Here is a 12,413-nt window from a genome sequence, read left to right as displayed (position 1 = left end):
AAACAATGGCTGCTGCTCGTAAACAAAACACGCGTAAACGTCGCGTGAAAAAGAATATTGAGTCAGGAATCGCTCATATTCGTTCAACTTTCAACAACACGATCGTTACGATCACTGATACTCATGGTAATGCTCTTTCTTGGTCTAGTGCCGGAGCTCTAGGATTCAGAGGTTCTCGTAAATCTACTCCTTTTGCTGCGCAAATGGCTGCTGAAACAGCTGCTAAAGGTTCAATCGAACACGGACTTAAAACTCTTGAAGTAACTGTTAAAGGACCAGGTTCTGGCCGTGAAGCTGCAATCCGTGCTTTACAAGCTGCCGGACTTGAAGTTACAGCTATCAGAGACGTAACTCCTGTTCCTCATAATGGATGCCGTCCACCAAAACGTCGCCGCGTGTAATTTGTTTGTATAGATTTTGTGTCCCTGTCAATAATGGGTTATGATACAGTTATTTATGAAACGAATGCACCGACTCGTTGCCTGAGCACATACGGGACTAAACAATGGGGAATTTCGGATGGAATCTCATATGATTCTATTCGAGGTTTCGACGTTTTGAAGGAGGGTTTTAAGTAATGATCGAGATTGAAAAACCAAAAATCGAAACGGTTGAAATCAGCGACGATGCCAAATTTGGTAAGTTTGTCGTAGAGCCGCTTGAGCGTGGATATGGTACAACTCTGGGTAACTCCTTACGTCGTATCCTCTTATCCTCACTCCCTGGTGCCGCTGTAACATCGATCCAGATAGATGGTGTACTGCACGAATTCTCGACAATCGAAGGCGTTGTGGAAGATGTTACAACGATAATCTTGCACATTAAAAAGCTTGCATTGAAAATCTACTCTGATGAAGAGAAGACGCTTGAAATTGATGTACAGGGCGAAGGAACTGTCACAGCAGCTGATATTACACACGACAGCGATGTTGAAATCCTTAATCCGGATCTTCATATCGCGACTCTTGGTGAGAATGCGAGTTTCCGAGTTCGCCTTACTGCACAAAGAGGACGTGGGTATACACCTGCTGATTCGAACAAAAGAGACGATCAGCCAATCGGCGTGATTCCGATCGATTCAATCTTTACGCCAGTTTCTCGTTTATCTTATCAGGTAGAAAACACTCGTGTAGGCCAGGTTGCAAACTATGACAAACTTACACTTGATGTTTGGACTGACGGAAGCACTGGACCGAAGGAAGCAATTGCTCTCGGTTCAAAGATTTTAACTGAACACCTTAATATATTCGTCGGTTTAACTGACGAAGCTCAGCATGCTGAAATCATGGTTGAAAAAGAAGAGGACCAAAAAGAAAAAGTTCTTGAAATGACGATTGAGGAACTTGATCTTTCTGTCCGTTCTTACAACTGCTTGAAGCGTGCGGGCATTAACACGGTTCAAGAACTTGCGAACAAGACGGAAGAAGATATGATGAAAGTTCGCAACCTGGGACGCAAATCACTTGAAGAAGTGAAAGCGAAACTAGAAGAACTTGGACTCGGCCTTCGCAAAGACGATTGATCTAGTTTCCATGTGAACTAGGATTTTCGTGTGTTTTTTATTTAGAAACAGCATTCCATTAAAGGAGGGGACATCACATGTCATACAGAAAACTAGGACGTACGAGTTCACAGCGTAAAGCTATGCTTCGTGATCTTACAACAGATTTGATCATCAACGAAAGAATTGAAACAACTGAAACACGTGCGAAAGAACTTCGCTCTGTTGTTGAAAAGATGATCACTCTTGGTAAGCGCGGTGACTTGCATGCTCGTCGTCAAGCTGCTGCATACATTCGCAACGAGGTTGCTAATGAAGAAAATAACCAAGATGCACTTCAAAAATTATTCTCTGACATTGCAACTCGTTACGAGGAGCGCCAAGGCGGATACACACGTATTATGAAGCTTGGTCCTCGCCGTGGTGACGGTGCACCAATGGCAATCATCGAATTGGTTTAATCACATATTTTTGTGTATCTAAAGAAGGGCGGGACAGTTTCTAACTGGATCTATGCCCTTTTTTTAGATATCAGAACTTTTTATCATGAGACAGAAAAGCAGAGCTATAGCTGAGAGGAGGTCAGGCGCCCGTGGATCAAAAACAGCTTATATCCGTAAAAGACATTCTATTCCGATACCGCAAAGATGCAGAAAGACCGGCGCTGGACGGTGTGAGTCTGGAGGTATACGAAGGAGAATGGCTTGCTATCGTAGGCCACAACGGTTCAGGGAAGTCGACTTTGGCCAGAGCGTTGAACGGGCTGATTTTGCCTGAGGCCGGAGAAATTGAAGTCGGCGGCATCAAGCTGACTGAGGATACCGTGTGGGATGTGCGAAAAAAAATAGGGATGGTCTTTCAGAATCCCGATAACCAATTTGTCGGAACGACTGTTCGCGATGATGTGGCTTTTGGTTTAGAAAACAATGGTGTTCCGCGCGAAGAAATGATTGAGAGAGTAGATTGGGCTGTCACACAAGTCAATATGCAGGATTTTCTTGATCAAGAGCCGCACCATCTCTCCGGAGGTCAAAAACAAAGAGTGGCGATCGCGGGAATTATTGCCGCGCGTCCTGATATTATGATTTTGGATGAAGCGACATCCATGCTTGACCCGATTGGGAGAGAAGAAGTCCTTGATACTGTCAGACGCTTAAAAGATCAGGGCATGGCCACCGTCATTTCGATAACACATGACCTGGAAGAAGCCGCAAGGGCGGACAGGATCATTGTGATGAACGGCGGCAGGAAATATGCAGAGGGCACGCCTGAAGAGATTTTTAAATTAAACGAAGACTTGGTTCGCATCGGTCTTGATTTGCCTTTCTCATTCCAGCTCAGCCTGCTTTTGAAAGAAAGCGGACTGGCTTTAACGAAAAACCATCTGACTCAGGAAGGGCTGGTGAATGAGCTGTGGACATTAAAATCAAAGATGTAGAACACCGCTATCAAATGAAAACACCGTTTGAACGGTTGGCTCTGTATGATATCAATGCCGTGATAAAAGAGGGCAGCTACGTTGCCGTCATCGGGCATACAGGGTCGGGCAAATCGACGCTCCTGCAGCATTTAAACGGTTTGCTGAAACCGACTAAAGGACAGCTTGAACTCGGGAGCACGATTCTGGCAGCCGGTAAAAAGAATAAAGACCTTAAGACTTTGCGAAAAAAAGTCGGAATCGTTTTCCAATTTCCCGAACATCAGCTGTTTGAAGAGACTGTGCTGAAGGACATCGCATTCGGACCGATGAATTTCGGTGTAAAGAAAGAAGACGCTGAACGGAAAGCAAAAGAAATGCTGGGGCTTGTGGGCCTTCCGGAAGACATTTTGGATCGTTCACCATTTGAGCTCAGCGGCGGCCAGATGCGCAGAGTGGCGATTGCCGGCGTTCTCGCGATGGAGCCGGAAGTGCTGGTTTTGGATGAACCGACGGCCGGTCTTGATCCGAGAGGGCGCCAGGACATTATGGACATGTTCTATGCGCTTCATCAGCGGGGAAACCTGACTACCATTCTCGTCACCCACAGCATGGAGGACGCCGCCCGCTATGCTGACGAAATGATCGTCATGCACAAAGGAACCATTAAAGCGACGGGGAGTCCGCGTGACTTGTTTGTAAAAGGTGAAGAGATGGCCGAAATGGGACTGGATCTTCCTGAATCGGTAAAGTTTCAGAGACGGCTTGAGAAGGCTCTCGGAGTCAAGTATGAGAAACCCATGCTGACCCTGCAGGATGCCGCCAGTGAAATTAAGGCTTTCTTTCAGGAGGAAAAGGACCAATGATGGACAGCATGATTATCGGAAAGTATGTTCCCGGATCATCGCTTATTCACCGATTGGACCCGCGAACAAAACTTGTCAGCATCTTTCTTTTTGTATGTATCGTTTTTTTGGCAAACAACGTACAGACGTACGCTTTGCTCGGTTTGTTTACATTCGGGGTGATTGCCTTAACACGAGTGCCGTTCAGCTTTTTGCTGAAGGGGCTTAAGCCGATTATCTGGATTGTGGCGTTTACCTTTTTATTACACATTTTCATGACGCATGAAGGATCTGTCATTTTTCAGCTTGGCTGGTTTAAAGTGTATGAGGGCGGACTTATACAGGGGATTTTTATCTCCCTCCGTTTCGTTTACCTTATCTTTATGACGACGCTGCTGACGCTGACAACAACGCCGATTGAAATAACGGATGGAATGGAGCAGCTCCTGAATCCTTTTAAAAAGGTGAAGCTGCCCGTACACGAACTAGCATTGATGATGTCGATATCATTGCGATTTATCCCGACATTGATGGAAGAGACAGATAAAATCATGAAGGCGCAAATGGCGAGGGGTGCGGACTTTACAAGCGGCCCGGTGAAAGACAGAATCAAAGCGGTTGTTCCGCTGCTTGTCCCGCTGTTTGTCAGCGCCTTTAAACGCGCGGAAGAGCTGGCGGTCGCCATGGAGGCGAGAGGCTACCAGGGCGGTGAGGGGAGAACGAAATACAGAAAGCTCGTCTGGACCGGAAAGGATACCGGAGCTATTCTGCTCATCATCGTATTAGCCGTGTTATTGTTTTTCTTAAGAAGTTAGAGGTGCTGCTGAATGAGAGTGAAATGTACCATTGCTTATGACGGGCATTTATTTAACGGATATCAGGTTCAGCCTGGAAAGCGGACCGTTCAAAGTGAATTGGAAAAAGCGCTGGCCGTCATCCATAAAACGGACGGCAGGGTGCCTGTCATCTCATCCGGCCGCACGGACAGCGATGTTCATGCTGCCGGGCAGGTCATTCATTTTGATACGCCGCTGTCCATCCCGGCTGAGAAATGGCCGTTTGCGCTCAATGCCCTGCTGCCTGATGATATTGCCGTCAAAACAGCAGAGATTGCGGATGATGGGTTCCATGCACGATTTAGCGCGGTCCAAAAGGAATATCGCTACTTTGTATATACGGAGAAACACCCGGACGTATTTAAACGACATTACGCTTACCATTTTGCATATCAGCTTAATGTGCAGAAAATGAGGGAAGCTTCAAGGCACCTCATCGGGACACATGATTTCACAAGCTTTTGCGCGGCTGATACCGCGGTTCAGGATAAAGTCAGAACGATTTACGAGCTGGATTGGACTGAGACCGGAGACGGCCTGCAGATGCGGATCACCGGAAACGGTTTTCTCTATAATATGGTCAGAATCATTGCCGGAACATTATTGGATACAGGAGCTGGAAAATTTTCTCCCGATGATGTAAAAGCAATGCTCGAAGCGAAGGATCGCGAAGCCGCGGGGCGCACCGCACCGGGGCACGGGCTGTATTTATGGAGCGTTTGCTATGACAACTAAACCAGGTGTAACATTTTCTTGACAGAGTCTGCATAAAGTTATAAGATATCATATGGTATGTATTTCAACCCCACGATAAGCCCCGGAACTTATTGTGTTGTGAAATAGAACGTAATCGAAGATTATTGAAAATGACAGATCATTTAGGAGGGAAATTCAATGCGTACAACACCTATGGCTAACGCAAGTACTATTGAACGCAAGTGGTTAGTTGTTGATGCAGCAGGCAAGACTTTAGGACGTCTTTCTACAGAAGTTGCATCTATCCTTCGCGGAAAACACAAACCGACTTACACACCGCACGTTGATACTGGAGATCATGTGATCATCATCAACGCTGAAAAAATCGAGTTAACTGGTAAAAAGTTAACTGATAAAATCTACTACCGTCACACTCAACATCCAGGCGGATTAAAATCAAGAACAGCTCTTGAAATGCGTACAAACTACCCTGAGAAAATGCTTGAGCTTGCTATCAAAGGCATGCTTCCAAAAGGTTCTCTAGGTCGTCAAATGTTCAAAAAATTGAACGTATACCGTGGTTCTGAGCATCCACATGAAGCACAAAAACCTGAAGTTTACGAACTTCGCGGTTAATTAAAAAGGAGGTTACCAATTTGGCACAGGTTCAATATTACGGTACTGGCCGTCGTAAAAGTTCTGTAGCGCGTGTGCGCTTAGTTCCAGGAGAAGGTCGTATCGTCGTTAATAATCGTGAAATCAGCGAGCACATCCCATCTCCGGCTCTAATCGAAGATATCAAACAACCATTAACTTTAACTGAAACAGCTGGTACTTATGATGTTTTAGTAAACGTACATGGAGGCGGCTTATCTGGTCAAGCTGGAGCAATCCGTCATGGTATCGCTCGTGCTTTGCTTGAAGCAGATCCAGAATACCGTGCAACACTTAAACGTGCTGGTCTTCTGACTCGTGACGCTCGTATGAAAGAACGTAAAAAATACGGTCTTAAAGGCGCTCGTCGTGCACCTCAGTTCTCAAAACGTTAATCGTTTTGGATTGCAAAAACCACAACTTCTTGGTTGTGGTTTTTTTGTATTTTTTTCTCATATTCAAGAGGTTATCCGATGTTTTTCTAGAATTGTTTGTTATACTCTATTCATTACCAATAAGGAGCGCAGTTATAATGAATAAGTTAGTCATACATAACAGCAAGGCATGGGATAAAAAAGTCGAAACAGGCAATGAATGGACGGTTGCGGTTGATTCTCATACGATTGGTGAAGCGAAAAAAGGCAATTGGAGCATCAGGATGACCCCCGGAAAAGATGTGCCGGCGGATTGGTTTCCGCCCATAGACGGTCTGAAGGTTCTTTGTCTCGCTTCAGGAGGAGGACAGCAAGGCCCGGTCCTGGCTGCTGCAGGAGCGGATGTCACCATCTTTGACAATTCGGAAAAACAGCTTGCGCAAGACAAAATGGTTGCCGAGCGGGACGATCTTACGCTTCGGACTGTAAAAGGCAGCATGAATGATCTGAGCTGTTTTGATGATGAGTCATTTGATTTTATCGTGCACCCGGTATCGAATTGCTTTGTTGATACGGTTCTTCCGGTATGGAAAGAAGCTTATCGCGTATTGAAAAAAGGCGGGTCTTTAGTCTCCGGTTTTGTAAATCCCGTCGTGTTCTTATTTGATATGGATTTAGAGCAGGAAGGCGTACTAAAAGTAAAGTATTCCATTCCGTTTTCGGATGAAAAAGATCTGAGTAAGAAAAAGGTAAAGGAACTTATTGATAATCATGAAGCGCTTGAATTCGGCCATACGCTGGAGGATCAAATTAAAGGTCAGATTGACGCAGGCTTTATGGTTGCCGGTTTTTACGAGGACAAAGGCGGCCTCGTGCTGGATGAATACATTAATACATACTCCGTAACAAGAAGCATTAAAATATAAAAACGGCATCCCGTCAGAGGTGCTGTTTTTTTGCGGCTTTTTCCTGCGGACGGCTGATCACATTAGCCGAAACCGGCTCTATCCCAATTTCTCTGGCCCAAACCGACAGTTGTCCCATATGGTGAATCTCATGCGCAAGGATGTGGCGGAGAATATCTTCTTTAGGAAAGGTTTGGTCCATCCAGTCCGGATTAACAAGATCCGGTCCTTTGCGGGAGACCGCATGAATGACATCCTCCCGATACTGTTCAGACAGCTTTCTGAGATCCTGAATGCTCGTATAGTCAGACTCAGCAGGTAAAACATCATCTTTACCTAAAATGGCACGAGCCCAGCTGATCTCGACATCAATGATATGAAATAAAGTCCGCAAGATGCTCTCCATTCCGCCCGTCCGGGTTTTCGTCAGTTCCTCCCGGCTCAGCTTTTCACATATCATAAACCACTCGTCACGCACCATCCAATTGTATTGAAACAGCTTTTTCATAACGTCACCTCAGCTCTTTCTTCTTCCAGTTAACATAAAACTCCTTCATTTGGGAGGATTTCCACTATCAACAAAGCATGCTTTTTCCCTTTTCCTTTCAAAATAACAGTAAAAAGGAGCGTGGCTGGCAATGGCAGAAGTATTATCTTTTTCAGACGTGAAACGGCAGAAGGATTTTGAGCTTGAGAAGAGTTTACTAAAGGAGCTGTCACTGACGCAGATCATTCAGTCCGTAAAAGCATGTCTTACCCCTTTGTTTCCCTTTCTTCAAGACGAAAACGGCATTCTGAGTGAAGGATGCATAGATTTTGCAATTGAAGCGTATTTATTAGGCGGCCGGTTCGGCGTCTTTGGCTATTATGGTGAGTCTTTGCAGAGGGCAAACGCCCGTTCGGCTGAAGAAGAGGAAGAACTGACGGTCGATTTTTTTGAATATCTTTGCAATTGGACGCATGAGCAATATTCTTCCGTTAAACAAAAAGAAATCTATGAAGCGTCCTGCCGGTTTATCAACAGCTGGTGGACGGAAGGATTTCTGCAAAGAGAAAAACAATGTAAGCTCCGCATGAGGTAATCATAATTTCTTCCCTTGTCCCATACTTATTAATAACGGGGACAAGCGGGAGGGAAAGGTATGGCAAAAAAGCTGAAATGGCTCGGTTTTTTACTTGGCTTTATCATATTATTGTGTTTATTCCGGTTTCAATTCCATAATGATGATTCCTGGCGGCCGTGGAGTCTGCCGCTGAGCGGAAAAATCATCTATCTCGATCCGGGACACGGCGGGCCGGACGGAGGCGCCACGGGAGGCAGTCACCTTGAAAAGGACATTACTCTCGAAGTGGCCTCCAGGGTAAGAGACTATTTGCAGGAGCAGGGAGCTTTGGTCATTATGACGCGGGAGACGGATACTGATTTAGCTCCTGAAGGGACGAAAGGCTACAGCAGACGCAAAGCGGAAGATCTGAGAAAGCGCGTGGAAATCATCAACCGTTCAGAGGCGGAGCTTTATATCAGCATTCATCTGAACGCCATACCGTCACCGAGATGGAGCGGCGCCCAAAGCTTCTACTATGGAAAATACGAAGAAAATGAAAAAGTGGCAAAATATATACAGGACGAATTGAGAATCAATTTGGAGAATACAACGAGAAAGGCAAAACGGATACACGGCATTTACTTAATGCAGAATGTAACCAAACCGGGCGCGCTGGTGGAAATCGGATTTCTGTCCAATCCCGCGGAAGCGAAAAGGCTCGGACAGCCCAAATATCAGGACAAAATCGCTTCTTCCGTGTATAAGGGCGTATTGAGATACTTCACAGAGAAAGGAGACCCTCCCGAGTAAGGAGGGTTTTTCGCCGATTCTATGTTTAATATATGGTATAATACCATTTGTAAACGAATACACAAAGGGTGAGGGTTCGATGATAAGAGAAGATGAAGTAAGAAATATAGTCGGAAACATGCGCGAACCTTTTCTTCATAGACCGCTGGGAGAATTGGATGCCATTAAAGAAGTAAAGATCAAGCCGGAAAAACGGCATGTCAGTGTAAAAATTGCACTGGCAAAAACGGGGACGGCTGAACAGATGGGCATTCAGCAGGAAATCGTATCCGTTCTGAAAGAAGCGGGTGCGGAAACTGTGGGACTGCGGTTTGAAGAGCTGCCGGAAGAAACATTGGCGAAATTCAGCCGGCCGGCTGCTGAAAGCGAAACCCTGCTGAATAGGAAACATCCGCCGGTCTTTCTTGCGGTGGCAAGCGGAAAAGGCGGTGTCGGCAAATCAACGGTTTCCGTCAACCTGGCCATTTCTCTTGCGCGGCTCGGAAAAAAAGTCGGCTTGATTGACGCGGATATATACGGATTCAGCGTGCCGGACATGATGGGTATTACAGTTCGCCCGACAGTAGAAGGAGAAAAACTGCTTCCTGTCGAAAGATTTGGAGTAAAGGTTATGTCGATGGGCTTTTTCGTCGAAGAAAACGCTCCGGTTGTGTGGAGAGGGCCGATGCTGGGCAAGATGCTGAATAACTTCTTCCATGAAGTTGACTGGGGAGAGGTTGACTATATCGTTCTTGATCTGCCGCCCGGCACGGGTGATGTGGCGCTCGATGTACACACAATGCTTCCGAGTTGCAAAGAGATTATCGTATCAACGCCGCACCCTACAGCCGCATTTGTAGCGGCGAGAGCGGGTTCTATGGCGATTAAGACCGATCATGAAGTTGTAGGGGTCATTGAAAATATGGCTTACTATGAAAGTGCAAAAACCGGCGAGAGAGAATATGTGTTCGGTCAAGGCGGGGGAGATAAGCTTGCAGAGGAATTGCAGGTGCCGCTGCTTGGCAGAATTCCTTTAAAACAGCCTGATTGGGACAAGGACCAGTTTGCGCCTTCTGTCTATGACAGAAGTCATCCGATCGGGGAAATTTATATGGGGATCGCCCAGAAAGTCATTGAAAAAACAGCTGAATAAAAAAGGGGCCGGGATCAACACGGCCCGGCCTTTTATTGGCTTTCTTTTTCAGAGCTTGAAGCCGCTTTTTTCAATTCATCCTCGAATTGCTTTTTGAAAAGCGGGCTGGAAAGTGTCTCTGTAATTACATCTTCTAAGTAACTGCGGAACTTTTGGCTTTTCACCAGCTCATAGTATTTTTTATCCATGCCGGGGTCCTGCATGATCTGCATAAAACTTTTCTGATAATCAGGGTCCTTCATCAGTTTTTTTATGATTTTTTCATGCTCGGGCTGAAGAGTTTTTGCAAAGCTCTCGGCGAACTTTGAGTCTTCAAAGATGGTTTTCCAGAACTCCGCCCCTTTTTTAGAGGTGAGGGTTTTCTCTATTGTGCCTTTAATGGCATTTTGATCAATCACCAATGCCTCATTCATCGCATCATCATTTAATATTTCCTTAATTGCTTTTTTTCCATCATCTGTCTTTAATATATCAACAACCATTTTTTTAGTCTGGTCATAATCCATATCCGCTGCTTGGTCTTTTGGAGCACAAGCTGTTACAGATAATACAATAAAACAGCTTATCAATAGCGTTTTGGCTTTTGACATGCATAAGCTCCTTCCTTACTTGTACTTATTTTTAATATGATTCATCGGAATGGATTTATACATAACAAAATATCGCTGAACGCGATTGTCAGGGGGATGAATAAGAGATGAAAAGCCGCGGGCTTGTTCGATTTTTCTTTTCGATTTTAGCTGTGGGCGCTCTTATTACAAGCGTCGTGGGATTTGCTCTGAAGTGGGGGGAGTACAAGGGGTTCTTCCTGAATTTTGATGCCGGTCAGATTTTCTCCGTTCTGATCTGGTTTATCGGGGTAGGCATGATTTTCAGTGTGATCAGCCAGATGGGATTCTTCGTTTTTTTGACGGTGCACCGGTTTGCCCTTGAAATTCTCAGATCAAGCTCGCTTTGGAATCTGCTTCAGCTGTTTATCATTCTGTTTGTCGCTTTTGATTTAATGTACGTCAGATTTTTGTTTTTCGGAGAGCGGGATGACTCGATTGCGGGGTTTGTCTGGCTGCCGCTGGCTCTGCTTGCCGTCGGCCTGTTGACGGCATATATAAAACAAAAGCAGTCCTCAAAAAATACGTTCGTTTCATCATTATTTTTAATGGTCGTTATTACAGCGCTTGAATGGGTTCCCGCGCTACGAGTGAATAATGAGGACTGGCTTTATTTAATGCTGATTCCGCTGATGGGCTGCAATGCGTTTCAGCTGCTAATGCTGCCGAAGTTTGCCCAGAGGTAGTTATTTCACTTCTGATGACTTGACGTCAGTATTTGCGATCAGGTCGCCGACTGTCACGTTTTTCAGTCCTTTTTGCTTTAAATTGTGAATAATGGCGGGGAGCGCTTCTTCAGTCTGTGTTGCTGAATCAGAGGCGTGCAGCAGGACAATGTCGCCGCCTTTTATATGACTGTTTACATTTTCAATGATTTTATCAGGGCCGGGATTTGTCCAATCCTGCGAGTTAACGCTGTAATGAACCACTGAATAGTGGTACTTCTGTGCAATGGTAAGAACCTTTTTATTAAATTGTCCGGTCGGCGGGCGGAGTAAATGAACATTCTTCACACCCAGCTTTTTAAATGCAGTCTGGGCCCGGAGGATATCTTTTTTTATTTCATTGTCCTCTAGGTTGGTATAATTCTTATACGCATATCCCATGCTGCCGATTTGATGTCCGTCTTTTACCATACGTTCAACTGTGTCCGGGTGCCGTTCCGCCCAAGAAGCTGACAGAAAAAAAGTGGCGTTTTTAATACCGTTTGCTTTTAGCGCGTTCAGAATAGGAACCGCCTTTTCGTCGCCCCAGCTGATATCGAATGTTAATGCGACTTCGCCCGCTTTCGTCTCCCCTTTTGAAATAGCCTTCGGGCCGCTATCAGTTAAAAATACAGGAAGGGGGACGGCTCTCTGTATATAAAAAAAGCTGGCTGCTGCAAATGCGGCAATGATAATAATAAGCAGCTGTTTTATCCTTCTGATGTGCCACACGTAGAAGTGATTCACTGATGACGCCTCCTTATCTTGTCCATGCTTGATTACATCGTATGCCGCGGCGGAGATGAATATAACGAAATACGTTTTAAAAAAATGAAAAAAACACTTGCTAAATTTAAAGAATGCATGGTATATTATTAAACGTCG

17 protein-coding genes are annotated in these 12,413 nt (G+C 45.3%); 14 read left to right on the top strand and 3 right to left on the bottom strand.

Going from position 1 to position 12,413, the window contains the following annotated elements; translation table 11 throughout:
* The first annotated feature begins 5 nt into the window (after positions 1–5).
* The 10 genes from rpsK to AR442_RS19315 all read left to right on the top strand — a co-directional run bounded on the left by rpsK (position 6) and on the right by AR442_RS19315 (position 7,249).
* A complete protein-coding gene (rpsK, locus tag AR442_RS19360) occupies positions 6–401 on the top strand; it encodes a 30S ribosomal protein S11 (protein ID WP_007410409.1) in 396 nt (131 codons plus the stop codon).
* Between the two features lie 176 nt (positions 402–577).
* Complete coding sequence (locus AR442_RS19355) at positions 578–1,522, top strand: DNA-directed RNA polymerase subunit alpha (protein WP_003156549.1); 945 nt, start codon at positions 578–580, stop codon at positions 1,520–1,522.
* A gap of 77 nt (positions 1,523–1,599) precedes the next feature.
* Positions 1,600–1,962, top strand: a complete 363-nt coding sequence (gene rplQ, locus AR442_RS19350) for a 50S ribosomal protein L17 (protein WP_003156550.1) — start codon at positions 1,600–1,602, stop codon at positions 1,960–1,962.
* A 131-nt stretch (positions 1,963–2,093) separates the two neighbouring features.
* Positions 2,094–2,939, top strand: a complete 846-nt coding sequence (locus tag AR442_RS19345; protein WP_007615256.1) for an energy-coupling factor ABC transporter ATP-binding protein — start codon at positions 2,094–2,096, stop codon at positions 2,937–2,939.
* Complete coding sequence (locus tag AR442_RS19340) at positions 2,915–3,784, top strand: energy-coupling factor ABC transporter ATP-binding protein (protein ID WP_029974329.1); 870 nt, start codon at positions 2,915–2,917, stop codon at positions 3,782–3,784. The genes AR442_RS19345 and AR442_RS19340 overlap by 25 nt, the downstream gene beginning before the upstream one ends.
* Complete coding sequence (locus AR442_RS19335; RefSeq protein ID WP_014304219.1) at positions 3,781–4,578, top strand: energy-coupling factor transporter transmembrane component T family protein; 798 nt, start codon at positions 3,781–3,783, stop codon at positions 4,576–4,578. The genes AR442_RS19340 and AR442_RS19335 overlap by 4 nt, the downstream gene beginning before the upstream one ends.
* A 12-nt stretch (positions 4,579–4,590) precedes the next feature.
* A complete protein-coding gene (gene truA / locus AR442_RS19330; protein ID WP_015388779.1) occupies positions 4,591–5,334 on the top strand; it encodes a tRNA pseudouridine(38-40) synthase TruA in 744 nt (247 codons plus the stop codon).
* Positions 5,335–5,493: 159 nt separating this feature from the next.
* A complete protein-coding gene (rplM, locus tag AR442_RS19325; protein ID WP_003225844.1) occupies positions 5,494–5,931 on the top strand; it encodes a 50S ribosomal protein L13 in 438 nt (145 codons plus the stop codon).
* Between the two features lie 20 nt (positions 5,932–5,951).
* Positions 5,952–6,344 carry a 30S ribosomal protein S9 gene (rpsI, locus tag AR442_RS19320; protein WP_003225846.1) on the top strand — a complete coding sequence of 131 codons (393 nt, stop codon included), beginning with the start codon at positions 5,952–5,954 and terminating at the stop codon, positions 6,342–6,344.
* 137 nt (positions 6,345–6,481) lie between these two features.
* Positions 6,482–7,249: a class I SAM-dependent methyltransferase gene (locus AR442_RS19315; RefSeq protein WP_022552488.1), complete on the top strand. Its 768-nt coding sequence runs from the start codon at positions 6,482–6,484 to the stop codon at positions 7,247–7,249.
* Between the two features lie 13 nt (positions 7,250–7,262).
* On the opposite strand, the gene AR442_RS19310 is transcribed toward AR442_RS19315, so the two are convergent.
* Positions 7,263–7,736, bottom strand: coding sequence for a DinB family protein (locus AR442_RS19310; RefSeq protein ID WP_022552489.1), 474 nt, complete (start codon positions 7,734–7,736; stop codon positions 7,263–7,265).
* 130 nt (positions 7,737–7,866) lie between these two features.
* Here AR442_RS19310 and AR442_RS19305 point away from each other — a divergent pair, with 130 nt between their 5' ends.
* The 3 genes from AR442_RS19305 to AR442_RS19295 all read left to right on the top strand — a co-directional run bounded on the left by AR442_RS19305 (position 7,867) and on the right by AR442_RS19295 (position 10,216).
* The gene (locus AR442_RS19305; RefSeq protein ID WP_011996201.1) at positions 7,867–8,310 is read left to right on the top strand and encodes a DUF2521 family protein; all 444 of its coding nucleotides are present in this window, start codon (positions 7,867–7,869) and stop codon (positions 8,308–8,310) included.
* Between the two features lie 60 nt (positions 8,311–8,370).
* Entirely contained in the window at positions 8,371–9,084 is a 714-nt protein-coding gene (gene cwlD / locus AR442_RS19300; protein WP_014416759.1) for an N-acetylmuramoyl-L-alanine amidase CwlD, read from the top strand.
* Between the two features lie 79 nt (positions 9,085–9,163).
* Positions 9,164–10,216, top strand: a complete 1,053-nt coding sequence (locus AR442_RS19295) for an Mrp/NBP35 family ATP-binding protein (protein WP_007410418.1) — start codon at positions 9,164–9,166, stop codon at positions 10,214–10,216.
* Positions 10,217–10,248: 32 nt separating this feature from the next.
* Here AR442_RS19295 and gerD read toward each other — a convergent pair whose 3' ends face one another.
* Positions 10,249–10,806, bottom strand: a complete 558-nt coding sequence (gerD, locus tag AR442_RS19290) for a spore germination lipoprotein GerD (RefSeq protein WP_014304224.1) — start codon at positions 10,804–10,806, stop codon at positions 10,249–10,251.
* Positions 10,807–10,913: 107 nt separating this feature from the next.
* On the opposite strand from gerD, the gene kbaA reads away from it, so the two are divergent.
* Positions 10,914–11,510, top strand: a complete 597-nt coding sequence (gene kbaA, locus AR442_RS19285; RefSeq protein WP_014416761.1) for a KinB-signaling pathway activation protein — start codon at positions 10,914–10,916, stop codon at positions 11,508–11,510.
* Here kbaA and pdaB read toward each other — a convergent pair whose 3' ends face one another.
* Positions 11,511–12,275: a polysaccharide deacetylase family sporulation protein PdaB gene (gene pdaB / locus AR442_RS19280; RefSeq protein ID WP_014416762.1), complete on the bottom strand. Its 765-nt coding sequence runs from the start codon at positions 12,273–12,275 to the stop codon at positions 11,511–11,513.
* Positions 12,276–12,413: the final 138 nt, after the last annotated feature.

This window comes from Bacillus velezensis (assembly GCF_001461825.1).
Lineage (GTDB): Bacteria > Bacillota > Bacilli > Bacillales > Bacillaceae > Bacillus > Bacillus velezensis.
The sequence above is the reverse complement of the archived record's forward strand: the minus strand, read 5'-3'. Positions and strand labels throughout refer to the sequence as shown.